This is a genomic window from Candidatus Nitrosotalea sinensis, from assembly GCF_900143675.1.
Taxonomy (GTDB): Archaea; Thermoproteota; Nitrososphaeria; order Nitrososphaerales; family Nitrosopumilaceae; genus Nitrosotalea; species Nitrosotalea sinensis.
Map to the genome: position 1 here is coordinate 690,867 of NZ_FRFC01000003.1, position 26,694 is coordinate 717,560.

Below are 26,694 nucleotides of genomic sequence, written 5' to 3' on the forward strand. Positions count from 1 at the left end.
AGAGACTAATAAACAATGTATGATCTCCAGTAGATGAATTGGTACCAAAGAAAGTAATCTTGGTTGCTGTCTTGGCAGTTTTTGTTATCGTGTATGCAGTCACAAGTCTTGAAAATAATTCACGCATGCAGGATGTTTTTGTATCTGTAAACAAGAATCCGTATGTAACAGAATATTCTCTGCCTCAAGATTCTGCACCAAATGGTCTTGTTGTTGCTCAAAACGGCATAGTTTGGGTTGCTGCAAAAAATGCCACACTCTATTCTATAAATCCGTCTAATGGTGTGGTATCTAGTCACCAAATCAGGTCTGATGTTATTCCATATGAGAATGCAAGGGTTAATGCAACGATGGTCTGGACTATGCTTGAATATGATGGCAAGATATGGTTCTCGCCATACGGAGGAGAGGCATTGTGGGGGTTTGATCCAATAAAAAATGACTATTATACAATCAAGCCAGAATCTGGGACTCCATTTCAAATGAAATCACATGATGGTAAAATCTGGTACACGACACTTCGTGGAAATACTGTTGGTGTTCTTGGCAAGACAGAAAATGGAACATACAAAATATCAGAGTTTCATACTGGGAATGATACTGGACCTGCTGGTTTGTTCTTGTTTGGTAATTCTCTCTGGATAGCAAATGTCAAATCACAAAATGTTGTACAATATGCCATCAGTCAAAAGGGAGATGCTGTACAAAATATTTCTGTGTTGCGTAAAATTCCGCAAGATAATTCATCTTTGTTTTCTTCACCTACTGATCTGCATGTAAATAACAACACTGTGTGGCTTACTGAGCATGGAACAAGCTTTCTGGCAAGTTATGATATCGGCAATGGTATAGTTACAAGATATCCAACATCGCAAAATACTTTTCACACTACAACTTTGCCATTTTGGATTCGTAGTACAAACCAATCAAATATCTTGTGGTTCAATGAACATGAAGGAAATAAGATTGGAAGACTTGATGTCTCAAACAAGACTCTAACAGAATATGAAATTCCATCTTTGCCAAATGACGGATATCTTACATATCCTCTAAATATTGCTCAAGACCAGCACGATGAAAAAATTTTGTGGTTCTCTGAATGGAATACTGATAAAATTGGGATGATAAATGGACATGCATCACTCCCATTTGAGATAAATCTTAATGCAACTCATGTTGTGGTTGACAAAAACAGGAATGCCGTAATAGAAATGACTATACCTGCAAGCAAGAACCCTGAAACCCTTGTTCTTAATGCATCAAGCACAATAACTCCCACTGCGGAACTGGGAAATCTCACGGTGAAATTTTTGCCAAATATGGTAAACACGTCTCATGATAATGTCATAAGCATACTTGTTACAAATGGTGGGGTTGCGCCTGGGGACTATACACTGGGTTTGAGTGCCTCTGACGGGCTTGTGACAAGCACAAAATTTGTGGGCTTGACTGTGTATGACAAATAATTTGTTATTTTTCAAAAAACTGGCTAGTGACTATATGGTTTCCTAGTGCGTACTGTTTTATTTCTGAAAATTCAAACTCTTCTATGATGAAATGTATGTAATCTTCCTTGTACTGTGGAAGGGGTATCATCTTTTTTGTCTGCTTGTCCTCGTGGTATTCTATGTCTGGCCCTTTTCCAAGCAAATTGGTACACATGTCTTTTAATTGATTGATTGTAAATTCATTTAGGAGAAAATATTTGCTTGAAAGTTCTTTGTAAAACTTTTTTTCTGATTCCTCTAATTCCTTTTTTATCTTGACAATGTCCGATCTTCTGTTGTCGTCATTTGAATTCTCGTCTGAACTGGATTGCATTTTATCTTAGAACATTTTTCTCCAAAATATATATCATGAAAATTTTTCCAACTCAATTGATGTTACTATGGGCAATAATCTAGTTTTACTCCGTCATTGCTTGCATCCAAACAAACTTGTTTTACTTCTTGGCTGTTGAGAAACTCTGTGGTGTATCCATGAAAGGTTGGCATGCTGGAATAGATCTGTGAAATATCTCCTACAAATATCACTGGCGTGTATTCTGCCCATGCAAAAACTTGGGTTATTCCCAAAATGACAAAAGCAGAGAATATTGGGATGAGATAATTTTTCTTCATGATCTTGTAACAGTCACATCTGTAGAAAACATTTACTTTGAGAATCTGGCAGGAAATTGCTTGGGTGGATACATCGATCAAATGTATGATCGATTATGTCCTGTCTTGGAGGTGTACTGTAAGATCTTTTACCCTTCAAGTCACGGTATTTGTGTAAGTGGTTATATATGGCACCTCTTTATAACCTATTTAAATGCCGCAAACAAAACCGATTGTGGACATCGTAAACGTAGTCGCATCCGCTTCTGTAGACCAAAAAATTGATCTTGTGGCAATTACAAAAGAATTCCCTGATGTTGAATATCATCCTGAACAATTTCCAGGTCTAGTCTTTAGATTAAAATCTCCAAAGACTGCTACATTGATTTTCAGCTCCGGTAAAATGGTTTGTACTGGATCAAAATCTGAAGAGGCTGCAGTAAATGCAGTAAATACCGTAGTACAACGACTCCGAAAAGGCAAGATAAAAATAAAAAAGAATCCAGAAATTACAATCCAAAACATTGTGGCTTCTGTCAGTCTAGGTGGAAAGGTACACTTGGAAAAGGCAGCACGAAGTCTTCCAAGAAGTATGTATGAACCGGAACAATTTCCTGGTTTGATACACAGAATGCTTGATCCGCGCTCTGTCGTTCTAATCTTTGCCTCTGGAAAATTAGTTTGTACTGGAACAAAGAAAGAGGCCGAAGTCTACCGAGCTGTACACAATCTTCACACACTACTAGAAGAAAAGAAATTGATGGAATACGAATAATCGTAAAACCATTCTCTAAATTTTTATATTATAAATTTATGATGCAGATTTTTTGTCATGTCTTTTTTGTATGATGCTTCCGCCAAATGATATCACAAGATTGATTCCTAGTGATATTACTGCTATGTATAGAGGACCAAGTGGTGTCTTTAACAGAGATGATGTAAGCTGGCCGAAATTATTTGCCATCTCTACCATGAGTATGCCTGATACAATACCAGCTGCCAATCCTGTGATTAATGGCGTTTTTTTGAGAACTTTGGTATACAGTCCAAAAAGTACTGCAGGCAGTATCTGTACAATGAGTATGCCTCCAAGTAACTGTAATGAAATTGCATAGGTTGCAGGAACTGAAAATACAAACCCCAGTGCAACAAATTTGAATATGGTTGAAGATAGTTTTGTTATCTTGATTTCGGACTTGTCTGACAAGTTTGGCTTTATCTCCTTGACTATGTTTCTTGTAAGGAGATTTGCTTGAGCCATTGCCATTATTGCTGCAGGAACAAGGCCGCCTACAAAAATCCCGAGCAATGCAACACCTGAGAACCAGCCAGGAAGTGAGTACAAAATAAGCGATGGCACTACTAGTATTCCTCTTGAGCTTTCTGGAAAACTAGACAAGAATTTCATTGCATCAGGTACTGCGTATACCAATATGCCCATGAGTGCAAGTATTGCAAGTCCAACTCCGTAAAGTGGCAAGAGTGCGGTACTGCTGCGGAGTTTGTGGGCACTTTGAGCACTCAAAACTCCGTTTATTGCATGTGGGTATAGGTAAAGTGCCAGGGCGCTGCCAAGTATTAGTGTAGCATATGCTGGAACCAAATTTTCTGGTAATGTGACATAACTGCTACTTGCAGCCTTGAATGCATTTCCAAATCCACCTATGCTTATTGGGACAATCACAATCACTGCAATTACTGTTATCCATACCAGTATGTCTTTGAATATGGCAGTAAGTGTGGCACCACGAAGTCCACTTGTATAAGTAAATGCTGCTAAAATTATGAATGCAATCAATAGTGATATTTCTTGTACCATCTGAGAGTTGGCATATCCTGCAAGCATCACGGTAAGGACTGACTGCATGCCAACTATCTGGAGAGCAATGTATGGTAATTCTGCAACGATGCCTGTAACTGCAATCATTATTGCAAGCGTCCTGCTGTTGAACTTGTCTTTTACAAAATCTGATGCTGTAATGTATCCCTTCTCACGTGAGAGTGTCCAGAGTTTTGGCATTGTCACAAGTGCCACGGCAAAAGTCAACATGACGTATGGTATGGCAAAAAAATACAGTGATCCTTTTGCAAATACTCCTGACGGGATTGCAACAAAGCTATAAGCTGTATAAAGATCTGCCCCAATCAAAAAGAAGACAAGAGCGGTACCAAGTTTTCTTCCTGCTAGTGACCACTCGTGAACATGGTTTAGGTCTCCCCTTCTCCAATATTTGCCATAAAATCCTAGGCCTATAAAGACTGCAAATAATGCTACAAATACAACTATGACATCTGTGGATATCATGATTTTTTCTCCGTTATTCTAGAATATGCAAAATAAAATCCCGTACATGCAAAGAGCCAGATTGTTTGGAACCAATAGAAGAATGGTAACCCAAATAATTCTGGGTCGTCCCTGTTGTATATTGGAACTCCCAAGTTTACAAACGATGGTATCAGGATGAGTAGTGCTAAGGTGATGTATTTGGTTCTGGTTGACATCTTTCTCTTGAACTAGGTCGTAAAAATATAAGCATTGAGAATTATTCTAATACGACAATCACTATATTGTACCGTGGAAGATGAGCCGTCTGTATCATTTTGTAGGGAGATTGCCAAAAAATATGATTACACGACACTGGCAAGGCCTGTTTATGTCATACAGGAACATCATGCTACCAAGTTGCACTGGGACTTGAGATTTGAAGTCCATAATACTCTGAAAAGTTGGGCCCTGCCAAAAGAGCCACCACAGAAAATGGGAGAAAAGCGACTGGCAATCTCTGTTGATGACCATCCTTTGGAATATGCGGCATTTGAGGGGGAGATACCTTCTGGCAATTATGGAGCAGGAAAGGTGAAGATATGGGACAAGGGCACATTTGAGGTTGTAGAGTCTAGTGAGAAAAAAATGATTGTAAACATACATGGCTCCAGGCTGAAGGGCAAGTATTGCCTGGTACACTTTGAGCCAGAGGGAAAAAATTGGTTGTTCTTTAAAATGAAATACGATCTCAAGTAGATTTTTCTTTCTTGCCTATTGCCATGAGAAACATTGGTTCCTTGTCTTTTGCGTGGGGAGAGAAAAAGTTTGTTACTAGATCATCGTAAAATGTAAGGCCCGTGGCACCAAGTCCTAGACTGTATGATGCAAGATACATCTTGCCTGCCGTTATTGCAGCATCAAGCTGGGCAACTCTGTATCCGCGATTTCCAAAATGTTTGAGTATCTTGTCCAGGTCTGTCATGAAAAATATTGTAACACTTGCGTCATATGGTAGGTCTTGATCAAGGCCGAGATTTCCTGATGCATTTCTGAAATTTCCTTGGCGTAATTTTTCAAGTGAATTATTTTTTTGTGCATAATAATATGAGCCAGGCTCTAGCCCGTCTACTGCGTTTGCTATGATGTAAATGTCTGAAAGTGATTCTCCATCAACAGAAAAGTCTGTATTGATGCCATGCGTTGTTTTGTCTAGTATTGTGGTTAGTTGTTCTAATGTTATTGATTCTAATGAAAATTTTCTTGTAGAGCCGCGCTTGATTATGGTGCTCTCTATGAGTTCTGATGATTCTGCCTTGTCTCCAAGCTGAATGCCTGTGTTTTGGCTTTTCTTTATTGAAAGTGGTACTCTCCATGATGAGACTTCATCTGGCGTTAAAAGAGATGATGCATCATGCATCTGGGTTATCTCTGGGTATTCTATATCGTAATCTGATGGTACAGAATCAGGTACTGTATCGGAAAGATGTGGGATGGAAGATGCTGTGGGTTCTGATCTTCCAAGAGTAAGTATGAGGATTGGGGCCTCTTGGATGGGATTTACTCCTAATAGTTTGGTAATGGGTGCGTCTGTAAAGCCGGCAATAATCTTGGTGGGGGTCTTGTGTGCAGATGATATTGCTAGTGTGTTTGCAAGTATTGTACCACTGTCCCAGAATGTGTGCCTGTATGCACGTGCCTGATATTTTATTGAATTTCTTGAAAAGACATCTGTGAAAATTAGAATCACTGGGGCTTCTCTTGCTGATTGTTCATTTGCAGTCGCATCTACTACCAGTCCTCTGTAATCTCCATGTCTTATGACATCTAGTCGCATATTCTTTGGATCAAAGTGGTATACTCCTGCATCAAGTCTTGGAATATTTCCACATACAATGTAAATTTCGATGTGATATAGGGCTCCAGTGCATGAGGCTGCTCGAAAATCTACCTCTCCGAGTCCTGAAAATTTTATCTTTTTTGTTATTCCTGCTGAACAGTACAATATTTTTGCAAGTGTTTTAAGATCAGGTGTTGTATTGCCAAAACTCTCTTGCGATGAAATTGCATCTAGTGTCAAAACTCCTGTTGGATTTTTATCAAGTGTTAGTTCTATGGATGAGGTATTCTTGTAAACCTTGTATGGTGTTGGTCTGTGAGATGGATGGTACACATGAAATCTGTTCAAAAGCATGCCGTTTGGGTGTTTAGTACCATTGTGATAATGCCAAGTGGCATCAATTTCGTAATTTCGCAACAACCACTTGGTGTGTCATGTTAGTTGTTAATGTATCGCAGTCAAGCAGAAGATTTTTAGTGGTTGCTTTTTCAAAAGCATTTGATGGAAAATGAAGACGTACTGATAAGCATGGCTGGCATGACGGGTCTTGCAGGAATGCTTGCAGTTGGGGACAAGCAATACCAAGTTCAGAGTATGTCTATTGCCAAATCTACGATTCCGGTACGCAAGCCAACTACTAGAGGTGGAGTGTATTTTACAGATACGACTGCATACAAAATCAAGGCATCAACACATGACTTGTCCATTATACCTGAGATGCCAAAGCTAATGCTTGGGCCAAATACTGATTTTATGCCCATACTGCTAAAAACAACAGTATTGCTGAGCGGAAAAGAAAATCAAGTGACTCTGGTAACTCATTTGACAAATGCTGTAAACACCAAAGAAAAGGTGGAACTAAATCTGATTGTCGACAAGGTAGATCTGAAATAGATGCCCTTTGAATGTGATTAGTATATTATGCCATTAATTGATAGTACTGCCATGAAACTTGGAACTATTTTGATACTCTCTGTTGTGGTGTTTTCTGGTATAGGATCAAGTTTTGCACAGGTCCCGTCTCCTGGTTTTACAAATCCTGTGACTCTGAGTGATTCTTCTTCAAACTCTGAGCTGCCTCACATTGTAGTATCTGGGGATGGAATATTTGCAATTTGGAGTGCAACTCATAACGGCAAGTCTGATGTTTATTTCGCAAAAAGCACTGATGGTGGTGCCACATTTAGTACTCCGGTCAACCTATCACAGTCTGTATCAAGTCAGTCACTTTATCCGCAACTGGCAGAAAAGGACAATCATGTCTATGTCATATGGCAATCTTCAATCTCTGGCAACTCTACTGTATTGATGGCAAAAAGCACTGATGGTGGTACAACTTTTGGAACGCCTGTGCTCATAAGTGATGATACAAAACTATCTGCATTTCCGCAGATGGCAATTGATGGAAACAACGTCTATTCTTTATGGGTTGAAAAATCTGAAAACAATTCAACAAATGTTGTGTTTACAAAAAGTATTGATCAAGGAAATTCATTTGTTCCGCCTGTGTACATAACACATGGTGCAAGAAATTCTGGAATTCCGAAAATATTTGCTGAGACCGGAAAGGTGTATCTGACTTGGGAGGACAACAACAAGGGGGACTTTGAGGTCTTTTTGAGCAAGAGTAGTAACTCTGGAGACTCGTTTGATTCTCCAGTTGATATTAGCACAAGCGCTGGAGAGTCTGGCTCTCCTGAAGTGTTTGTGTATCAAAATAACATCTACGAAGTGTGGATGGATAACACCTCTGGAAACTATGATATCATGTTTACAAAAAGTAGCGATGGAGGAAACACGTTCTCAAAACCGCTTGATGTTAGTAATCTCAAAGGTGATTCTGGTTACCCGCAACTTGCTGCATGGAAAAATAATGTCTATGTCGTGTGGACTCAGACCATGACTGGAATAAACTATGACATTTATTTTGCAAAGAGCAGCAATAACGGGGATTCATTTGATGCACCCATCAACCTAAGTAATAATTTTGGACCGTCTGGATGGCCCAAGATTTCATCTGATGGTACAATCTATGTAAGTTGGGTAGACAGCACTCCTGGAAAATTTGATGTGTTTATCACAAAGAGCAATGACGGTGGAGCTACATTTCAAGATCCTACGAATTTGAGCAACAGTGTAAATGAATCATATGAAAATGAGATGGTTGTAACAAACAATTCGGTGTACATGGTGTGGGAGGAAGGACAACGAGGAAACTATACTATTGCGTTTTCAAAGAGCACCACATTTGTTCCAGAATTTGGACCGCTTGCATCTGTTGCATTGATGGTATCAATTGTGGGAATAATTGCTATATCTGTCAGGTCTGGTCTTAAATTCAACTGACTCTTTCATTACTGTGGTATCTCTAATAGTTCTACTAGACCGCATTTTGTATTTGGTGTATTCAAGTCAACAAATGCTATGCGCCTATTGTCAAAACCTTCTACTGGCTTGACAAGAACTGTTGCGCCTTTTTCTTCCAATCTGTCAAGCTCTGATTGTATGTTTTTTACCTCAAAGCAAAGGTGGTGAATTCCTCCTCCGGATTTTGCAAATTCACTTATGGCAGAATCTGGAGAAGCTGGCTCTATTAGTTCAATGAATGGCTCTCCCACTTTAAGGAGGCAGATGTTGACTTTTTGACTTGCAACAGGAAGTATCATGGTTTTTGTCTCAAAATTAAGATACTTGCCAAGCTCTCCCAGAGATTGGTTTATGCTCTTTACTACGATGCCTACATGGTGTAATTTCATAATTGATTCTAGTCTTGCTAGCGTGCTATAATCTAACTGCCTTCATGTTAATTTTATATTGATAGTGTCATCAAACAAGTGCGTGCTAGAAAAGCTAGTAAAAGAATCAAAGGCACTTGAAAAAGCCATCGCAGGTGAGGAACTTTCATTTGATGATGGAATGGAGCTAATGTCTTATGATAATCTCTACATGCTTGGTGCTGCTGCAGATTTGGTGCGCCAGAAAAAAATTGGACCCACCGTAACATTTGCTGCATCTTATTACATGAATTACACTAATGTCTGCGCTGCAAGCTGCCAGATGTGCGCATTTTACAGAAAGGGCGATGAATCTGATGCATACACTCTATCTGCAAAAGATATCGAAGCCAGAGTGGCAATGGCAAAGAACATGGGAGCAACAGAGGTTCACATTGTTGGAGGTTTTCATCCTGAACTACCATTGGAGTATTATGAGGAAATGTTCAGGACAATAAAGAAGAGTCATCCTGAATTAAACATCAAAGCACTTACTGCAGCTGAAGTATTTTTCATATCAAAGCTGACAAAAAATTCTGTCAAAGAAATACTGACACGACTCAAGGCTGCTGGGCTTGACACCATGCCTGGTGGAGGTGCAGAGCTGTTTCATCCGGATATTAGAAGCAAGATTGTACGCGGCAAGTGCTCAGGGCAGGAGTGGCTTGATACTATAGAGCAGGCGCATAATCTTGGAATAAAAAGCAACGCAACAATGCTATTTGGCCATATTGAAAAGCCTGAGCATATTGTAGATCATCTTGTAAAGTTACGTGAGGTGCAAAAGAGAACCAAGGGGTTTATCACGTTGATACCTCTCAAGTTTAGCCTTGATAATACTGAACTTGAAAAAAAGGGTCTTGTAACAGCTGAGAGCCCATCAACATATGACTTGAGAATAACTGCCGTATCTAGATTGATGCTTGCAAACCAACTTGATAACATCTCTGTGTATTGGGTTGCATTGGGAAAAAAGCTTGCACAGGTTGCATTGACATATGGTGGAAATGACTTGGTGGGAACTGCATTTTCTGAGGAGATTTATCGTGCAGCAGGCAAGGGAACAAACTCTTCTATTGTGGAGCTTGCAAATATGATAAAAGAGATTGGAAGAGAGCCAGCACAACGAGACACTTTCTTTAAAGTTATAAAAAAATTCTAAACTGATACTGCATACCTTGATTGTACTTGATATCAGAATGATACCTGTTATTCCAATATGCAAATAAAATTCTGGAAGAATATGGGCTTCAATAAATCATTCTTGGTTAGATTTGGTTATGGATTCTATTTTATTGCGATATTTTTCTTTGTATAGTGTCCGACATGATGTGCAGCAGAAAAATCTTTCTTGCGAACCAACTTTGAGTATTGTGGGTTTGTTGTGTGTGGGACCATTGCAATAATCACATGTTATTTTTACAAGCATGTCCTTGCCTATCTTTATCTTGTTTCCATTGAGTGACTTGTGTTTTATCTGGTCCAGATTGGCACTTGTTTTTGTTTCTAATTTTCCAAGGTCTAGCTCTACTGATACACCCTTGATCAGTCCTGCATTTACAAGTCTCTCATAATGTAGTTTCACAGTGGGTGTGCTCACCTTTGTCTCCCTTGATATCTGGCGAAAAGACTTTCGTCCGTCCTTGACAAGTGATTCTAATATTGCAAGGTCAATGTCGTCTAGTTTTAGGGGCATGATGTTTTGTATTGTAGTGCCTATTTGAAAATTGATCTTTACAAATGTAAAGGACTGGTGCTAAGTATCTCTGGTATGTAAAATATGCATGCCTGATACGGTCACGCCTCAAAATAGGACGGTGCGCACTGCTCTAAAGATAGGTGGAATGCACTGTGCTGGGTGCGTAAATTCCATTCAAGATCACGTTGGTGCACTTGGGGGAGTGACAAAATGTGAGGTCAACTTGGCTTCTGAGAAAGCCACACTGGAATTTGATCCAAAAATTACTGATCTAAAATCTATTGAAAAGGCAGTTGAAGAAATTGGCTACAAAGTTGTCTATGAAAAACTCACTGTCAAGATAGAAAATATGACTGATTCAAGTGATGCACAAAAGCTGGAAAAAAAACTTGGCAGCATTAATGGAATACAACATGCTTCTGCCAATTTTGGTAATGGGAAAATTGTTCTGGAATACAATCCTACTTTGGTTTCACTTGCTGACATAAGAAAAGCAATCACTGGTAGCAGATATTCTATAGGGCGTGAAGATTATGTCACTTTTGCAGATTCTGAAGCAACCAAATTCAAAAAATTATTTTTTCTAGGATTAGGATTTGCAATTCCTGTTTTGCTTTTTGGATATCAGGAATATGTTCCATTTATTCCGTTGCATGGTAGTGCAACTGCTGCATATCTTGTCTTTTCTTGTGCAAGTATTGTGCAGTTTGTTGTTGGGTGGAGATTTTATGCTGGAGCGTATCGTATTGGGAAGATGAAATCTGCAAATATGGATACTTTGATTGTTACAGGAACTACTACTGCATATCTGTTTAGTGTCGCCAATACATTTCCGACTCCAAACTGGAATCATATCTATTATGATGCATCAGCACTGGTTGTAGTTTTTGTAATGTTGGGCAAGTATCTTGAGACAAAAACAAAGGGAAAGACATCATCACTTGTACAAAAGATGATTGAGCTACAACCCAGGACTGCAAAAATCAGAAGAGATGGGCAGGAACTTGAGGTGCCAGTTGAGACGATAAAACCGGGTGACGTGCTAATTGTAAGGCCTGGAGAAAAAATTCCTGTTGACAGTCTAGTCCTGGGAGGAAACTCGGCAGTTGATGAATCTATGGTAACTGGAGAATCTGTTCCCTTGAACAAAAAAACTGGGGATCTAGTTGTGGGTGGAACTGTAAACATGGAAGGCATGCTTGTGATAAGGGCAGAAAGAGTTGGAAGCGATACAGTTCTTGCCCAGATTATAAAACTAGTTGAAGACGCAATGGGTCGTAAACCTCCAATGCAAAAGATGGTGGACAAGGTTTCTGGATATTTTGCATTTGCAATAATTGCGATTGCCCTTGCAACCTTTGTTGCATGGTATACATTAACACCTGGAATACACCAGATATCTGCGTCACTGATTCCTGCTGTTGCAATAATGGTAGTTGCATGTCCCTGTGCACTTGGGCTTGCCACTCCGACAGCTGTGATGGTGGGAATGAGCAAGGCTGCTCAAAATGGAGTTATCTTCAAGGATGGAATGTCACTTGAAATGCTCGGCAAGGTAAAGACTATAGTGTTTGACAAGACTGGCACTCTGACATCTGGAAAACCTACTGTTACAGATGTGATTTCACTCAAGCAGAGCATGTCTGGGAAAATTATTGGTGAAGATAAAGTTCTAGAGGTTGCAGCAATTGCTGAAAAAAATTCAGAACATCCACTTGCAAAATCAATTGTTCAATATGCAATCAACATGAAAATACAACTTGGGAAATCTGATAGTTTTTTTGCTGTTCCTGGCAAGGGAGTACGAGCTGTTTATGATGGTAACAACATACTGGTAGGCAGTCCTGGATTTGTTCAAGATGAGGGAATAAACATTGAATCTGCACAGCGAATCTCAAATCAATTACAAGAAAAAGGCAAGACTGTCATACTTGTTGTATGGTGTGAAACTCTGATTGGTCTTGTGGCATTGATTGATACCCCAAAGTCAAGTGCAAGGCCTGCCATACAGTATCTACAAAAAATGGGGATCAAGACTGTGATGTTGACAGGTGACAATCAATCAACTGCCAAGTTTGTTGCAGATGACATTGGAATTATGACTGTCTTTGCAAATGTATTGCCGTCTGCCAAGTCCGATGTAATACAATCACTGCAAAAAAATGGGCCTGTTGCTATGGTTGGAGATGGTATCAATGATGCACCTGCATTGACTAGTGCCGATATTGGAATTGCAATAGGTAGTGGAACTGATATTGCATTGGAGGCTGGTAATGTAATTTTAATCAGAGATGATTTGATGGACGTAGTATCTGCAATAGAAACAAGCAGAAAGACTGTCAGCAAGATAAAACAAAATCTGTTCTATGCCTTTGGATATAATGTGGTGCTTGTCCCGATTGCAGGTCTTGGACTGTTGTATCCTGCCATTGCAGGTCTTGCCATGGCTGCAAGCTCGGTATCAGTTACAAGCAGCTCTCTGTTGCTAAAAAGATGGTCTCCTCCAAGCAAGAAAAAAAAGTGACACTTACACTTTGAATTGTAATTAATTTTTGTTTGTCAGAAAAATGTCTTCTGTTACATCTCTGCAGGCTTTTGAGTTATTGGTTTTCCCTCTCCACCCTTCTTTTTGCGTCGCAGGCCTATGCTTATTAGCAAAATGAAAAAACCTAAACCCCCTACAAGTCCTGCAATGTTGCTGAGGCCTACGTTAATCACTTCAGCTTGAGCAAGTGCAGCTTTCTCATCATCTGACATGTCTGCCTTGCCAGTTGGAACATTTTCATTTAGATATGCATAAGATGCAAATCCTATTGCCAGCATTGATATGCCAATTACAAATACTCGCTTGTCCATTAGATGTACTTGTGTGATATGCTAGATAACTTAAGCTATGCGCAGATCAAACTCTGGGACAAATCCCTTTTCTATTCCCATTTGGAATAAACTCCTGATTGCCTGCTCTCCAAGTACGCCCATGTCAATTGTTACATCGTTGACATACATGCGGACAAATCTGTCAATTGTCTCCTTTGCTTGTCCTCGTCCATACTGCATAGAGTAATCTAGAGCCTCATTTGGTCTTGCCATTCCATATACAATGGACTCTCGGAAAAACTCGTCAAATTTTTTGATGGTTTCAATTCCAAAATGATTGCTCATCACATTTACTCCAAGAGGAACTGGTAATCCTCCAGTGCTGTCTCTCCACCATGTGCCAATATCAAAAAGTTTCATCAAGTTCTTTTGGTCATATGTTATCTGACCCTCGTGAATTACAAGTCCTGCATCTGCCTTGCCACTTGCTACTGCGTCTGGAATGTCGCTAAACTTCATCTCAATGTAATCAAATTTTCCAATCATTAATTCTAGCAAAAGAAATGCTGATGTCATTTTTCCCGGTATTGCAATTTTGGATGCGCGCAGTTTGTCTACATCTAGATTTTGTTTTGCTACAATTATTGGTCCATATCCTTTGCCAAAGCTGCCGCCACTTCGTAGTATGGTGTAATCTTTGAGATATGCACAAGCATGGGCAGAGACTGCTGTAACATCAAGCTCGTGCTTGAGAGAACGTTTGTTCAATGTTTCAATATCTTCTACGACATGTTTGATTGTAAAATGAGGTGAGGTAACCTTGCCACTGAGCATTCCATAAAACATGAATGCATCATCTGCATCTGGTGTGTGACCTATTGTAATCTCCACAAAAGTGAGACTTGCTTTCTATAATAAAAATCAAGTTAGATCTAATTTTTCCAATCTCTTTTCTGATGTAGACAAAATGTATCCCGAAATGCTCTGAGGATCAAAATCTCTGAATTTGGTGATCATTTGATCTATTTTTGATAATTTTTCCCTAAACGTTTAATAGATGCATAAAAAGGATTTTTAGCTAATTCATGAAGTACAAGGCGACAGAACAGATTCTGAAAATCATTGGAGACAAGAGTCGTATTAGAAACTTTGGAGTCATTGCACACGTAGATCACGGCAAGACTACAATGAGTGACAGTCTTTTGGCATCTAGTGGAATCATCAGTCCATCTGTTGCAGGTCAGGCCTTGGCATTAGATTCTATGAAACTTGAACAAGACAGACAGATGACAATTGTCCAGGCAAACGTTACACTACTTTACGAAAAAGATGACAAGGAATACGTCATCAACATGATTGATACTCCAGGTCACATTGACTTTACAGGTCGTGTCACACGAAGTCTTAGAGCAATTGACGGCGCTGTAGTGGTATCTGACTCTGTAGAAGGTATAATGACCCAGACTGAGACTGTAACAAGACAGGCATTAGAGGAAAGAGTTCGTCCTGTGCTTTACATTAACAAGATTGACCGTCTCATAAAGGAGCTAAGACTTCCACCTGACAAGATGCAAGAATGGTTGCTTGAAATTATTACAAACTTTAACAGACTAATCGATATCTATGCAGAACCTGAGTACAAGGAAAAATGGAAGGTAAGCATACAGGACGGAAGTGTCTCATTTGGTTCTGCCAAGGACAAGTGGGGATTTAACGCAGATGTGATGAAGAAAAAAGGAATTTCATTCAAAGATATCTATGAAGCATACTCAGAAGGTGGAGATGTCAAGAAGCTTGCAGAGCGTGCACCACTGTATGATGCAGTACTTGGAATGGTTGTAAAACATCATCCAGCCCCAGATGTTGCACAAAAATACAGAATTCCAAAAATATGGAAGGGTGATTTAGATTCTGACATTGGCAAGGCATTGCTAAACTGTGATGATAATGGTCCGGCAGTAATGATGATTGTAAACATGACAGTAGATCCTGCAGCAGGACCTGTTGCAATAGGGCGTCTGTTTTCTGGACGACTCAAAGACGGTGATAGGATACATCTTATTGATTCAAAACGTGAAGGCAGGATACAATCTGTCAACTTTTTCATGGGCAACCAGAGAGAGATGGTAGGTGAGCTTGCTGCTGGAAACATTCCTGCATTGCTGGGATTGGAACATGCAAGAGCAGGACAGACATTGTCAAGTGTATCAACTGTTAATACATTTGAAGGAATCCAGTATGTGTCTGAACCTGTAGTTCAGATTGCAGTTGAGCCAAAACATCCAAAAGATTTGCCAAGACTTGTAGAGGCTTTGAATCGTATCACTATAGAAGATCCTAACTTGGTTGTAAAAATTAACGAAGAATCTGGTGAGACTGTAATTGCTGGAATGGGTGTGCTTCACCTTGAGATTGCAACTGCGTTGATTGCAGACGCCAAGATAGATATTGTAACGTCACAACCTTTGATTAATTATAGGGAAACAATTCGTGGCTCCGCAGGACCTATTATGTCTAAATCACCAAACAGACACAACAAGATATTCATGAAAGTAGAGCCTCTTGATGAAAAGATTGCAGAGATGATAAGAAACAACACCTTGAACGAGTACAAGGACAAGAAGGAAGTTGCCAAGATTCTCAAAGATGCTGGATGGGATGGAGATGAAGCAAAGCGTGTCATGAGATTTGATGTTAGAGGTAATGTGATGGTTGATGGAACAAAAGGTGTCCAGTTTGTACAAGAGTCTACTGATTCTATATTGTCAGGTTTTGATGATTCTATGAAAGAAGGTCCGCTTGCAAGAGAACAGGTAAGGGGATGCAAATTTACATTCCATCACTTTGTACCACACGAGGACCCAGCACACAGAGGTCTGTCACAATTAGGTCCTGCATCAAGACGCGCATGTACTGGTGCAATGTTGTTGGCATCGCCAGTATTGCTAGAGCCAACACTTGGAATTGAGGTACGTGTACCACAGGAAATGATTGGAAACGTAGCAGGTGTAATATCTGGAAAGAGAGGCAAGGTGCTCAACATGGAACAAAAAGGTGTCATTCATATCATATCAGGTGAGATTCCTGCATCTGAGACATTTGACTTGTCTGAAGTTATGAGAGGTCAGACTGCTGGAAAGGCAATGTGGAACACTCACTTTAAGGCATGGACTCCGGTACCAAACTCTATACTTCTTAATGTCATTGCTGACATTAGAAAGAGAAAGGGACTTTCACCAGACATACCAAAACCAGACGAATACGTCGACAAAGAGTAAAAAGACAATCCCCCCTAATTTTGTACATGGGAATATGTTTTTGTAGTAAAGGTTATGGTTTAGAAAAAGAATATTCCTAACATGGATGATAGCCGAAAAGAACTCAAGTGTAAGGAATGTGGCATGAAATTCAATGATCCTGTGCACTTGGAGAGACACTTCAAATTTGCTCATAAAAGAAAACATGATGGATTTGTGCAAAAGTGGTATTGGGAAAATTGACCATGTCATAAGACTTTAGGATATGATTCACTCTGTTTCTTCAAATCTACTTGTTCTGCATTATCGTAGATGAGATTCGTCTTTTCTAATTAAATACTTTGGCAGTATTTGATAGTTCAATGAAGAGTTCACCTAAAAAATCATCAAAGAAAGAAGGAAATAAAATTAGAAACATTGATGTCAAATCAGAAAGAGTACAAATTGATTTAGATTTTGAGACTGCAATGCTTGAGATGAGTTTTGAGAATCTTGCTGGACTTATGAAGACTTTGGGAATACCATCACCGCAGACAAAAAAGATCAAGCAGCAAGCAAGATTGATTGCTATGTTTAACCAAAAGATGATTGAATCAGGTCATCCTGAACAAGTAATCAACATGGGAGAAAAGATCATGCCATGGATAGTAAAGATCTCAACAGCTGAGATGTTTATGGAACCGCTTGGAAAATGGATGATGGAAATGGTTGGTAAGAAAAAAGGTACACACAAAATTGTTGAAAAAACAAAATCTATGAGGGCTTGAAAATGGGAGTCCCACTAAATCCTCTCGCAATAAAAAAAGCAATGGATGTAAAAAACTGGGTAGACAAACATCCTCTCAAATGCACAAGCAAGTTTGTTGACGTACAAAAATCTAAAGATGGAAAATCATATCTTGCTATCTTTGAGTTTGGATTTGCTACTGAAAAAGAAGCACAAATGTTCAAAGATATCTATGACTTGGCAGAAAACTTTGGAATCTGATTTCCAACTATGGAGTGTCTTATTTTTATTCGACAGCAGAGTAAAAATACGAAGGCACTCAATTTTGATTTTCGTTTAGATTTTAGATTCTTGCAAGTTCCAGCAATTTTTACACAAATATCCTCTAAGATTCCATTCTTTTTTTGCACGACGAGGCATAAAACCAAGCCTTGCATTACATAAAATACAGTTTTGTTTTAGCTCATCTTCTGATTTTTGTCGTTCATTAAAGCACGGTTCACATAACCAACCTTTGAGATCCCATTCTTTATTTGGTTTCCAGAGATACAATCCTCCAGGCTCTGCACCACATACTACACAAACATCATCGGTCTTTTTCTTTGGAATTGGTTTTTTCATATAGTCAACAAAGCATTTTGCACACAGTTGACCCTCAAGATTCCATTCTTTCTTTGGCTTGCTTGTGTTAGGAGTGCGCTTGTTGCAAACAGAACAGTGTTTCTCTTTTTTTCCTCCAAACAATCCCATTGCATTTAAACATGAACCCTCTATTAGAAAAGGATTTGACCATAGTACATCATTACAGTCGAAAGTACTGTCAGTATAGTAGATGGAAATGTTGGAACCGTCTAGGTATCGTCTTTTTTTGGAGAAGGCTTTCTGCGGAAATACACCGTAAATCCTCCGCCAACTATGACTAATACAATCAGTATAACCCAAAATTGTGTTGGGTCTACATAGTTCCACATTACAGGATCGTCTCCAGGATCGACCTGGGCTTGAACGCGGTTTATTGTCAGAAATAACAGTGTTGTAATCGTAAATAACACAGCACGGATTTTCATTGAAATTATGATTTTTCTTTGTCTATAAAGAACTATGGCCCATTTTCATTTGTCTATAAAGAATCAGGATGATTTTTACGACATATGCCATGCTTGTGTAGTTTTGAATTGAAAAGGCACATCCCAAATCAAACCATGGACAATTTCTTGAAAATTCTTAATCGTAGAAAAATCATAAACAAGACTGAGATCAAAAAAATATTCAAAGCAAAAGGAAATTCTGGTACGGCAGAAAATCTTGAACTATTCGTACTCTGTTCTATTGATTGCTGATTTGTAGTTGAATTTTGATTTGTGTTTACATTTGGATAATTTTCATATTCTGAACTAGTACCTGTAATTTGGATAATTTTATCACCTTGCAAGAATTGAATAGTGAGTGTTCTGTTGTTTTGATCTGATTGTTCTTTTTGCACCACGCTTTCCTCGCCATCCACTGTTACCATAAAAGATGCGTCAGAGCCATCACTTGATTTTGCATCAAGTAATTTTCGTGGAAGTGAAATTATTACTGAACCATAATTATCAGAGCGTATTGATACTGTCAAAGACGACATTTTTGGATCAAAGGACATTTTGGTTATGGAACCACCAAAAATGACATACGGAATCTTGAAGATTTGTAACGTGTCTGGGTCTTGTACCTGGAAAATGCCATTTATCGGTGCAGTAGTTGATGTATATGTAAAAGTAGTTTGGTTCTGCATTGTTGTGCCATACTGGACCACTATGGTATAGAGACCTCCTGTTTTCCAAAGCGAACCTGATATATCTACGACGTAAATGTAAGAGCCATCTTGATTAAATGTAGCAAGTCCAGTCTGAATCACATTGCTGTATGGATCTAAAATTTTTACAGTCAAAGTATTTCCAGGGATGACTGTTTTAATTGTACCAAAAACTACAATCCTATCTCCGTAGATGTATGATGGTTTATCAGTTGTTATCGTAATGGCCTGACTTGAAGTTTGGGCATGAATTGATTCAAAAGTGCTAGTAATTACAAGTACAGGCAGCAATATCAAAAATGCATATCTGATTGTTGAGAAATTTTCCACTGGTATCAAACATCAACATGCTGGAAATAAAATTATTCTATTTTTCAAATCTTGTAGTAATACTGCATTTACTGTAAATTGCAACTCACTTTCAAACATGTTTTATTACATTTGAAAATCATATCTAGTCTGTGTCTACAATATCTTCTAAACATACCTGCACAAATCTTATCTAATTTTGTTGCCATAATAGTACAATGGAATATCTAGTTGAAGCAGAAAACATTGATGGTCTAATCCCAATGAAAGATGTGCCTGACTATATCAGCCACATTGTGATTCCAAGCTATGAGAAATTGATCAAACTGGAATCTGAACACAAGATAAAAGGAGGACTCTTGGCAGGGCAACGAGCAGGCGCATTCATAATGGATGCATCCTCACCTGAAGAGCTAGGTAAAGTGCTAAAATCTATTCCTTTTTGGGGAATGGTAAAGTGGAAAGTAACTCCTCTCCAATCATTCAAGTCAGCCTTGGAACAAGACGGCTCTATTGCAAAAATGCTCTCAGGAGATTAGACTTGGATTATTTTTTTTTATGATTGGAACTAGATGAATCATCATGTGTCATTATACCGTGGATTTGTTTTACTGTTCCAGGTTCTTGTCCATCTTTTGTGCTAGTCTATCAAGTTTGTCAGCATCAATCTCTACTTCTTGAGTTATGTTGTCTGTGGGACATGCTGCTATGGAAAATTTCAAAATGGCACTGATTGTCTTTATTTCTTCTTCTGTTAAATCTACCATGACCATGAAACCATTGCAGCACTGTTTCATATAAGACGCTATGTGATTATCACTGTCTGGGGTTCACACAACCAAATTTTACATGAAATATGTCTTCAAGATCTGGCCTGAAAATCGGAACTTGACTTAAATAATTGGTCAATTATACCAAAAAATGTTGGACAAAGACAGCACAATCAAGAAAATTGACGAAATAATCATGGTTCTCTCAAAATCCAAAAAACAGCCTTCCATCTTGACACAAGATGAGGTAAAAGCAATACAAGGCGTATTTGGAGAAGACCAGCAAAAACTAGCCAACAGGCTTGAAGACCTTGTTGTATTATTGCGAGATGATCCTGACAACAAGAGAGGAATTAGAGATGCAAGACAGATAGCATTTGATGAATTTGGCCATGTTCCTCCAGTATGGAACGTGCTAAAATCAGTTGAATCTCTGTTTTAAAAATACACACAATATTGTTATTCAGATATTTTATGGCTGAACAATGTTAAACGTGAGTTAAATAAAATCAAGGCCAATTTATGGCATGTTTCCAAAGACTCTTGGAATAATACTTGGAGCTTCTGCAGCCGGAGTCATTCTCATATCTACTGCCATGATGTCTGCATCTGGATGGGAGACACCAGGAACATATGTTGGAACAAGCGACGCATCGCACATGCCAACAAGTACAACTCATTGCTATTCTTTTCAAACTGACTGCAAAAATACCAATACCAAGATTCCTGCATCAGACTTGGATAGCGGAGCATTTCTAGGTGCCAACTATCACTAAATTATACCATCCTGTATTTTTTTTGATAAATATCAACCAGGGCACTCCATTGGTCAAAGGATTGCCATACTAACATCATCCCACTGGAGTACTGTGGTCTGATATCTACAAAATAATTATGACATAAAAACTAGATGTCCTTTGAAATCTCTGGGGCATGTCTGTTTATCATCTTGGACAGTCCCCTCATGTAATTTTGAGCAAATGTTGTAGTTGGCTGCGATGAATACCAGATGCATCCAAGTACCTGACAGTCATGACAAGTCTTTGCAATCTCCCACTGTGGAGCATCCCATATCTCTTCAACGCTTTTCTCAAGCAAACTGTATGTATTTTTTGGGTCGTTATATTTCCAGCATGGCACCATCACAGTGCCGTTCCCGTTGACAAAGATGCTCTTCCAAACACCGCATTCATCAAACATCCCCCTGCCATGGTCTAATATCTGCTCAAAGTATTGTGGAGGGAGCATAATCTGCGGGTCTTTTTTTGATTTGATGTGGTCAATTACTGCCTTGCAGATTTGGTTTATTGTATCTCTATCTGGAAGTAGGGAATAGTCTACATCTGAGCGGTCCTCTACAAATGTCAAAGATACTGCATTTACCCCCAAATCTACTGCTCTTTGAAAATAAGAGCCATCAAGAAATTCTCGAGTGTTAAATTTTGTAATGACGGAATTAAAATAATGAGGAACATTGTGTTCTGTTAGCATTTCTAGGTTCTGCATTACTCTCTGATATGTCTGGGGTGTCACTCCTCGAACTTTGCAATATGATTCTTCAAAAACAGAATCAATACTACATGTTATGAACTGGACGTATTTTTTTAGCTCATCAATGTCTATGGTATGCAAAAGGGAGCAATTTGTAATCAATGTGATTGGCATCTTTAGTGAATGAAGATGACGAATCAATTCCATAAAGTCAGGACGACTTGTGGGCTCGCCACCTTCTACTATGCACCAGATGCAGTATTGTGCAACTTTGTCAAATATCTGCTTCCACTGGTCTGTGGTAAGATCATTTTTTGATGCAAACTTGATCTGTCCCTGCTTGTCTGAATCACCAAACGGGCACATTGGGCAAAAATAATTACAATAATGTGTGAGGCTGAACACTCCTATGATTGGTCTTCTCTTTCCTATTGCTCTATTCAAAGACCACTTGCCTACTCGATTAATTGTTCTAATTATATCAACTGGCATGAATTCTCATGTGGAATCAAAATTATTAAAATTTTGTACTGTGATGAATTACTGTGATATCTTGAACTATTCTGGCGGGTTTTGTAAAAACACATTGCAGACAAGCCTGTCTGTCTTGGAGTCTCGATACTGGACATTGCATGTGACAAATTTTCCCTTTAGCACTCGCTCTAGATCGGCTAGTGTTTTTTCTTCATATTGGGGTTCGTCAGGATTGTCCACCTTGGCTATCTCTATTCGCTCTGTTTTACCATATTCTTCCTTGTTGTCCTTACGAAAGTGGGTCACTGCCATCTCAAAGATGTTGCCTGAAAGGCATGATATCACAGGACCTCCTATGCCGTCTCCCATATTGTTCCACTACCTGGACCATAATTAATTGTGCCTAGATCTGGTGCCTATCTAGGAACAATCCAACATTTTTGTTGCAAATTTGTATTGAATTGATAAATAATTTTTCAGAGACTGTACATCCATGAACAAAGAACACAACCAAAACAAACAGGGAGTCAATATACAATGACTGACTCTACAATGCTGGCAAAGGGTCTGGACTATGCAGTCCAGATAATGCAATGGGTAGATGGAAAAGAACACCTATTGGCAATGGGAAAAATCCTACTCTGCACTTTGTTCCTAGGAGGACCGTGAAATGCTTCAAGAAAAAGCAGGCAAGATTCATGAAATCAAGGATACAGTTACTGGTGCAGTAGAGATAATGAAGCAGATAAGGGCACCTGAGATGCAAGATTCTCTTGGAAAGATAATGACAACAGGAACTATTGTAAAACAAATCATTGAGGATCTTAAAACTCCAGAAATGGTAAAAAACATTGAAAATCTCCGTGTTATCACTGAGAATATCAACGAGGCCTCAACCAAGATACAAGACACTGTAAAAATGCTAGATGAAAGCGGCATGATACAGGAAACAAGAATCATGGTAAAATCAGCAAAAAACATCATGAATCTAGTTGGCGTTGCAAGCAAGGACGTCAAAGAAGTAAACACTGCTGTAAAAACAATATTTAGGTCAGTCCAGGTTCTGGTAAGTGACCTAAAACACTAGTCAAAATTTCTAATATTATACAATGACATGTAATGTATTATCTTCTAATTATCTCCCATTCATGTTTGCAATCTTCACACAAAAAATAGTAATGCATGCCGTCACTTTTTTCAATTGGGTCCATGTATTGCCCTATATTTTTTGATAGACATTCAAGACATTCTGATTCATTCATTTCATTTTGTTTGTCATACTAGAGTTAATATTCTGATGTGGCGTGGATTAGTCCTCTATCTTGTATCTTGGGGTCGTTTTTATAGCTCATATGAGGATTTTGTTTCATGTTTAGATGCTTTTCATCTGATTGTAGGGCAAGAATCATGCGTGGTACAAAATGTCTCAAATGTGGTCTAGATAACTCACGTGAAGCAGGAAGAATCGGACTTGAGATTCTTGATGAGCGAGGAATAGAAGAGCTTGATGATTTTATGTTGATTCATTTTCCTGATGAGAACAAGCGAAAAAAACTCAGGCATATGATGCTCCAGATAAACTATCAAGAGAACAGAGAGAAAAAGTATGATGCATCAAACAAGCATAAGAGGCATTAATTTCTAAAACTGGTTCCTATTAGACCCGGTATGCGATAATTAAAAAAATGTTTATACCTAATTTTGAATAGTGTAGGATATGGACAGTCAAATAGATGGATTGAAAAAGAAATTAAAAAAGAACAATGATGATGCACTGGATTTTGTACAAAAACTCGAATCTACAATGACTGAATTTGAAAAGACCGGAAACCTGTCTGAAAGTTTTAACGAGCTAAAAAAGGCCGTATTTGAATACAAGGACAAGATAATCAAGCAGATTTGATTGCAATGCCCCTACAGGCAATTATTTAACGGTAGGGATTGTACTAGTCTCATGAAACCCTTCTCAAAGATATTGATAATTGACACAACTGTCTTGATTGGCTGCTTTTTCCTTATATGGCATCTTGCTACTGGTTCTGATTTTTTAATTCCTTCAATTCATAATGATTATCTAAAATCTCTGCCTCTGGCATTGATGTATACAGCATTGGTTGGAATCTTGATTGTTCTTGGAACGGTATTGTTGTTTTTACCAAAAATGAGAAAAAAATGAAAACCTGTAGTAAAATCAAGAAACTACTATTCTAAAATGCAATAAATTCTTTAAAAAATAAAAATCTAGAGATGTATCCATCACAAGTTTTTGGAGTTGATCATAATTTACAAGTCTATTTTTCTGCCCTTAACAAGGAATACATCAATACTCCTCCTGATATTACAAGAGATACAACAAATGTTACCAGTATCCAGTCCATCTGGTGCTAGAGTTAGAAGATTTGTTTCTCAATTTTTTCATATTTTTGTTTATGTGATGCTAAAAACCAAAAAATGAGAATCCACATAATTGTTTTATAGTACAGTAAATCCCGTACGTGGAATAAAAAGCTGCTAGAAAAATTGCGGTATATTGGTACAAAACTAATAATTTCATGTTTCCAAAATGTACCTGATTTCTATTTAGATCATGTTTTTATAACACTGGTTTGGCACAGAGTACAGGTTTAAGAATTTGGGAAAAACTTTCTTTTCTAAAGTGATTGTAGTTCTGTTTGCAACACTTGTCATGATTACGATGATTCCACCGTATCAAAATGCAGCGGCTACTGGACAAACTTTTACAATCAACAGTGTATCACAATGTACTTCAACATCAGATTATACTACTGACACCAGCAATGGTTGTACTATCAATAATCTCAATCTTCAACCTGGTGATACCCTCAATATTGGATTCCAGAGCGTTGCAGTTAATCTGGGAACAGACGGAATAAACTCTGGTACAATAAACATCTCATCACTTTCATTAATGAGCACTAATGGACATGCCCTGACTAATAACGGAGTCATCAACATTTCAGGTGGTGTCTTTGTTTCTTCTTGGGATAATTTCCTTCATGCTGGAAATCTGATAAATAACGGGCTGATTCAGGTTACATCCGGAGGCCAACTGCAGACAGATGGCGGTGGACTCACAGACAATGGCCAGATAACTATTGACGGCAGTGCACACAGCGGGCTATTTGAGGATGTCCCACAGGGTGTACAAGGTGCTGCCACTGATACTATAACCAATGGCGGTTCAATAACAAGCGCAGGCGAGATTCAGGTTTATGCAATTTCAGTCCAACCGGGTGGAACCCTCAGCACTACAAATGTAGTCAATGCATATGGTTTCTTGTCAAATTCTGGTACATTTACTACTACTAGTCAGATCTTTACAGACACTTTCAATAACAACGGCCACTTGACGCTTACAAGCTCTAGTCTAATAGATGCACGCTTTTTCAATAATAACAATGGCGGCGTCGTTGACAACTCTTCTCCCCAGTTTAACATTGGTTCAGGAAATTCAAATGAGGCCTCTGGAACATTTGTCAATAATGGCGGTGGCACAGTAAATAACCATGGCGCTATGAACATGTTTGGAGGCATCAACAATTCCGGTCTTTTGAGAAACTATGGTTCTTTTACAGTTGACTCTTATGGACAACCAATTTACAATCCAGGTACAATAATTGCTGAATGTGGCAGCACTCCAATCAGTGATATCATAAATGGCATCCAGCAGATCTTTCCAAATGGCATCACCAATGGATGCGTACCACCAACTCTGACTATATCTTCTCCAGCAAACAATGCAAATCTCAATGCAAACACTTTGACAGTTTCTGGAACTGCATCTGCAGCTTTTCCGATAACAACCATAACATGGTCTGTTGATAACGGACAGATAATAACTGCATCAGGAACTACATCTTGGTCATTTTCTACTGGTCAGCTTGCTGATGGAACACATACTATCATGGTGACCGCAACAGACAACAATGGAAACACTGCCACCAAGTCTGTTTCAGTTACAATTGATACTGACTTGCCATCAATAACCGTACCATCTCCAATAACAGCTCAAGCCACAGGCCCACATGGCGCTGTCGTGACTTATACTGCAACAGGAAGCGATAATCCTGACGGCCCAATCACACCCGTATGTGCTCCAGCATCAGGCTCTACATTTGCACTTGGCTCTACAACTGTCAACTGTTCAGTGACTGATAAGGCAGGAAACATAGCTCATACATCATTTCAAGTCACAGTCCAGGACACTATATCTCCAACACTAAAACTGCCGGCTAATATTACACAAGAAGCAACAGGCCCATCTGGTGCCCCTGTAACATTCTCTGCTACTGCAACTGACATTGTTGACGGTACAGACCCAGTAACATGCACTCCGGCATCAGGCTCTACATTTGCAC

At 38.8% G+C, this 26,694-nt stretch carries 35 protein-coding genes; 20 read left to right on the top strand and 15 right to left on the bottom strand.

Going from position 1 to position 26,694, the window contains the following annotated elements; all coding sequences use genetic code 11:
• Positions 1-38: 38 nt before the first annotated feature.
• Complete coding sequence (locus tag NSIN_RS05705) at positions 39-1,466, top strand: Vgb family protein (protein WP_133124079.1); 1,428 nt, start codon at positions 39-41, stop codon at positions 1,464-1,466.
• 4 nt (positions 1,467-1,470) lie between these two features.
• On the opposite strand, the gene NSIN_RS05710 is transcribed toward NSIN_RS05705, so the two are convergent.
• Complete coding sequence (locus NSIN_RS05710) at positions 1,471-1,821, bottom strand: hypothetical protein (RefSeq protein ID WP_101009886.1); 351 nt, start codon at positions 1,819-1,821, stop codon at positions 1,471-1,473.
• A gap of 65 nt (positions 1,822-1,886) precedes the next feature.
• The gene (locus tag NSIN_RS05715; protein ID WP_101009888.1) at positions 1,887-2,120 is read right to left on the bottom strand and encodes a hypothetical protein; all 234 of its coding nucleotides are present in this window, start codon (positions 2,118-2,120) and stop codon (positions 1,887-1,889) included.
• Positions 2,121-2,313: 193 nt separating this feature from the next.
• On the opposite strand from NSIN_RS05715, the gene NSIN_RS05720 reads away from it, so the two are divergent.
• On the top strand, positions 2,314-2,874 hold the full coding sequence (locus NSIN_RS05720) for a TATA-box-binding protein (protein WP_101009891.1): 561 nt from the start codon (positions 2,314-2,316) through the stop codon (positions 2,872-2,874).
• Between the two features lie 36 nt (positions 2,875-2,910).
• On the opposite strand, the gene NSIN_RS05725 is transcribed toward NSIN_RS05720, so the two are convergent.
• Complete coding sequence (locus NSIN_RS05725; protein WP_101009893.1) at positions 2,911-4,404, bottom strand: sodium:solute symporter family protein; 1,494 nt, start codon at positions 4,402-4,404, stop codon at positions 2,911-2,913.
• Positions 4,401-4,601, bottom strand: coding sequence for a DUF3311 domain-containing protein (locus tag NSIN_RS05730; protein WP_101009895.1), 201 nt, complete (start codon positions 4,599-4,601; stop codon positions 4,401-4,403). The genes NSIN_RS05725 and NSIN_RS05730 overlap by 4 nt, the downstream gene beginning before the upstream one ends.
• 73 nt (positions 4,602-4,674) lie before the next feature.
• Here NSIN_RS05730 and NSIN_RS05735 point away from each other — a divergent pair, with 73 nt between their 5' ends.
• Positions 4,675-5,121, top strand: coding sequence for a DNA polymerase ligase N-terminal domain-containing protein (locus NSIN_RS05735; protein WP_101009897.1), 447 nt, complete (start codon positions 4,675-4,677; stop codon positions 5,119-5,121).
• On the opposite strand, the gene NSIN_RS05740 is transcribed toward NSIN_RS05735, so the two are convergent.
• Positions 5,114-6,619, bottom strand: a complete 1,506-nt coding sequence (locus NSIN_RS05740; RefSeq protein WP_133124080.1) for a SagB/ThcOx family dehydrogenase — start codon at positions 6,617-6,619, stop codon at positions 5,114-5,116. The genes NSIN_RS05735 and NSIN_RS05740 overlap by 8 nt on opposite strands.
• A gap of 84 nt (positions 6,620-6,703) precedes the next feature.
• On the opposite strand from NSIN_RS05740, the gene NSIN_RS05745 reads away from it, so the two are divergent.
• Together NSIN_RS05745 and NSIN_RS05750 are read left to right on the top strand one after the other, a co-directional pair.
• On the top strand, positions 6,704-7,096 hold the full coding sequence (locus NSIN_RS05745) for a hypothetical protein (protein ID WP_245871916.1): 393 nt from the start codon (positions 6,704-6,706) through the stop codon (positions 7,094-7,096).
• Positions 7,097-7,123: 27 nt separating this feature from the next.
• Positions 7,124-8,548: a sialidase family protein gene (locus NSIN_RS05750; RefSeq protein WP_101009901.1), complete on the top strand. Its 1,425-nt coding sequence runs from the start codon at positions 7,124-7,126 to the stop codon at positions 8,546-8,548.
• 8 nt (positions 8,549-8,556) lie between these two features.
• Here the strand turns inward: NSIN_RS05750 and NSIN_RS05755 are convergent, their stop codons facing one another.
• Positions 8,557-8,958, bottom strand: coding sequence for a VOC family protein (locus NSIN_RS05755; protein WP_101009903.1), 402 nt, complete (start codon positions 8,956-8,958; stop codon positions 8,557-8,559).
• An 82-nt stretch (positions 8,959-9,040) separates the two neighbouring features.
• On the opposite strand from NSIN_RS05755, the gene NSIN_RS05760 reads away from it, so the two are divergent.
• Entirely contained in the window at positions 9,041-10,138 is a 1,098-nt protein-coding gene (locus tag NSIN_RS05760; RefSeq protein ID WP_101010115.1) for a radical SAM protein, read from the top strand.
• A 96-nt stretch (positions 10,139-10,234) separates the two neighbouring features.
• Here NSIN_RS05760 and NSIN_RS05765 read toward each other — a convergent pair whose 3' ends face one another.
• A complete protein-coding gene (locus NSIN_RS05765) occupies positions 10,235-10,672 on the bottom strand; it encodes a winged helix-turn-helix transcriptional regulator (protein WP_101009904.1) in 438 nt (145 codons plus the stop codon).
• Positions 10,673-10,760: 88 nt separating this feature from the next.
• On the opposite strand from NSIN_RS05765, the gene NSIN_RS05770 reads away from it, so the two are divergent.
• Positions 10,761-13,199 carry a heavy metal translocating P-type ATPase gene (locus tag NSIN_RS05770; protein ID WP_101009906.1) on the top strand — a complete coding sequence of 813 codons (2,439 nt, stop codon included), beginning with the start codon at positions 10,761-10,763 and terminating at the stop codon, positions 13,197-13,199.
• A 53-nt stretch (positions 13,200-13,252) separates the two neighbouring features.
• Here the strand turns inward: NSIN_RS05770 and NSIN_RS05775 are convergent, their stop codons facing one another.
• A complete protein-coding gene (locus NSIN_RS05775) occupies positions 13,253-13,531 on the bottom strand; it encodes a hypothetical protein (protein ID WP_101009908.1) in 279 nt (92 codons plus the stop codon).
• A gap of 30 nt (positions 13,532-13,561) precedes the next feature.
• A complete protein-coding gene (locus NSIN_RS05780; protein WP_101009910.1) occupies positions 13,562-14,383 on the bottom strand; it encodes a menaquinone biosynthesis family protein in 822 nt (273 codons plus the stop codon).
• Between the two features lie 194 nt (positions 14,384-14,577).
• Between NSIN_RS05780 and NSIN_RS05785 the strand changes: the two genes are divergently transcribed.
• From NSIN_RS05785 to NSIN_RS05795, 3 genes are all read left to right on the top strand, one after another.
• Positions 14,578-16,770 (top strand): elongation factor EF-2, encoded by a 2,193-nt coding sequence (locus NSIN_RS05785; protein ID WP_101009912.1) that lies wholly within the window; start codon positions 14,578-14,580, stop codon positions 16,768-16,770.
• A gap of 341 nt (positions 16,771-17,111) precedes the next feature.
• On the top strand, positions 17,112-17,516 hold the full coding sequence (locus tag NSIN_RS05790) for a hypothetical protein (protein WP_133124081.1): 405 nt from the start codon (positions 17,112-17,114) through the stop codon (positions 17,514-17,516).
• 2 nt (positions 17,517-17,518) lie between these two features.
• On the top strand, positions 17,519-17,737 hold the full coding sequence (locus NSIN_RS05795) for a hypothetical protein (RefSeq protein WP_101009916.1): 219 nt from the start codon (positions 17,519-17,521) through the stop codon (positions 17,735-17,737).
• A gap of 75 nt (positions 17,738-17,812) precedes the next feature.
• Here NSIN_RS05795 and NSIN_RS05800 read toward each other — a convergent pair whose 3' ends face one another.
• The 3 genes from NSIN_RS05800 to NSIN_RS05810 all read right to left on the bottom strand — a co-directional run bounded on the left by NSIN_RS05800 (position 17,813) and on the right by NSIN_RS05810 (position 19,601).
• Positions 17,813-18,226, bottom strand: a complete 414-nt coding sequence (locus tag NSIN_RS05800) for a hypothetical protein (RefSeq protein ID WP_101009917.1) — start codon at positions 18,224-18,226, stop codon at positions 17,813-17,815.
• A 101-nt stretch (positions 18,227-18,327) separates the two neighbouring features.
• Positions 18,328-18,543: a hypothetical protein gene (locus NSIN_RS05805; RefSeq protein ID WP_101009919.1), complete on the bottom strand. Its 216-nt coding sequence runs from the start codon at positions 18,541-18,543 to the stop codon at positions 18,328-18,330.
• 128 nt (positions 18,544-18,671) lie between these two features.
• Entirely contained in the window at positions 18,672-19,601 is a 930-nt protein-coding gene (locus NSIN_RS05810; RefSeq protein WP_133124082.1) for a hypothetical protein, read from the bottom strand.
• A 197-nt stretch (positions 19,602-19,798) separates the two neighbouring features.
• On the opposite strand from NSIN_RS05810, the gene NSIN_RS05815 reads away from it, so the two are divergent.
• Complete coding sequence (locus NSIN_RS05815) at positions 19,799-20,119, top strand: muconolactone Delta-isomerase family protein (RefSeq protein WP_101009923.1); 321 nt, start codon at positions 19,799-19,801, stop codon at positions 20,117-20,119.
• Positions 20,120-20,188: 69 nt separating this feature from the next.
• Here NSIN_RS05815 and NSIN_RS09480 read toward each other — a convergent pair whose 3' ends face one another.
• Positions 20,189-20,347 (bottom strand): hypothetical protein, encoded by a 159-nt coding sequence (locus tag NSIN_RS09480; protein ID WP_165775259.1) that lies wholly within the window; start codon positions 20,345-20,347, stop codon positions 20,189-20,191.
• A 154-nt stretch (positions 20,348-20,501) separates the two neighbouring features.
• Between NSIN_RS09480 and NSIN_RS05820 the strand changes: the two genes are divergently transcribed.
• Both NSIN_RS05820 and NSIN_RS05825 read left to right on the top strand, forming a co-directional pair.
• Positions 20,502-20,792, top strand: a complete 291-nt coding sequence (locus tag NSIN_RS05820) for a hypothetical protein (RefSeq protein WP_101009927.1) — start codon at positions 20,502-20,504, stop codon at positions 20,790-20,792.
• 85 nt (positions 20,793-20,877) lie between these two features.
• Positions 20,878-21,126, top strand: coding sequence for a hypothetical protein (locus tag NSIN_RS05825; protein WP_101009929.1), 249 nt, complete (start codon positions 20,878-20,880; stop codon positions 21,124-21,126).
• Positions 21,127-21,256: 130 nt separating this feature from the next.
• Here the strand turns inward: NSIN_RS05825 and NSIN_RS05830 are convergent, their stop codons facing one another.
• Together NSIN_RS05830 and NSIN_RS05835 are read right to left on the bottom strand one after the other, a co-directional pair.
• Entirely contained in the window at positions 21,257-22,333 is a 1,077-nt protein-coding gene (locus NSIN_RS05830; protein WP_101009931.1) for a radical SAM protein, read from the bottom strand.
• Between the two features lie 66 nt (positions 22,334-22,399).
• On the bottom strand, positions 22,400-22,684 hold the full coding sequence (locus NSIN_RS05835; protein WP_101009933.1) for a hypothetical protein: 285 nt from the start codon (positions 22,682-22,684) through the stop codon (positions 22,400-22,402).
• A gap of 168 nt (positions 22,685-22,852) precedes the next feature.
• Between NSIN_RS05835 and NSIN_RS09675 the strand changes: the two genes are divergently transcribed.
• From NSIN_RS09675 to NSIN_RS05860, 7 genes are all read left to right on the top strand, one after another.
• Positions 22,853-22,984, top strand: coding sequence for a hypothetical protein (locus NSIN_RS09675; protein ID WP_281259594.1), 132 nt, complete (start codon positions 22,853-22,855; stop codon positions 22,982-22,984).
• Position 22,985: 1 nt separating this feature from the next.
• Positions 22,986-23,402 carry a hypothetical protein gene (locus NSIN_RS05840; RefSeq protein WP_101009935.1) on the top strand — a complete coding sequence of 139 codons (417 nt, stop codon included), beginning with the start codon at positions 22,986-22,988 and terminating at the stop codon, positions 23,400-23,402.
• Positions 23,403-23,683: 281 nt separating this feature from the next.
• Entirely contained in the window at positions 23,684-23,953 is a 270-nt protein-coding gene (locus NSIN_RS05845) for a hypothetical protein (RefSeq protein ID WP_133124083.1), read from the top strand.
• A gap of 79 nt (positions 23,954-24,032) precedes the next feature.
• Positions 24,033-24,218 carry a hypothetical protein gene (locus NSIN_RS05850; protein WP_101009939.1) on the top strand — a complete coding sequence of 62 codons (186 nt, stop codon included), beginning with the start codon at positions 24,033-24,035 and terminating at the stop codon, positions 24,216-24,218.
• 51 nt (positions 24,219-24,269) lie between these two features.
• Positions 24,270-24,491 (top strand): hypothetical protein, encoded by a 222-nt coding sequence (locus tag NSIN_RS05855; protein WP_101009940.1) that lies wholly within the window; start codon positions 24,270-24,272, stop codon positions 24,489-24,491.
• Between the two features lie 71 nt (positions 24,492-24,562).
• Positions 24,563-24,703, top strand: a complete 141-nt coding sequence (locus tag NSIN_RS09485; RefSeq protein ID WP_165775260.1) for a hypothetical protein — start codon at positions 24,563-24,565, stop codon at positions 24,701-24,703.
• Between the two features lie 244 nt (positions 24,704-24,947).
• A partial coding sequence (locus NSIN_RS05860; protein ID WP_133124084.1) for an HYR domain-containing protein occupies positions 24,948-26,694 on the top strand: 1,747 nt, incomplete at its 3' end.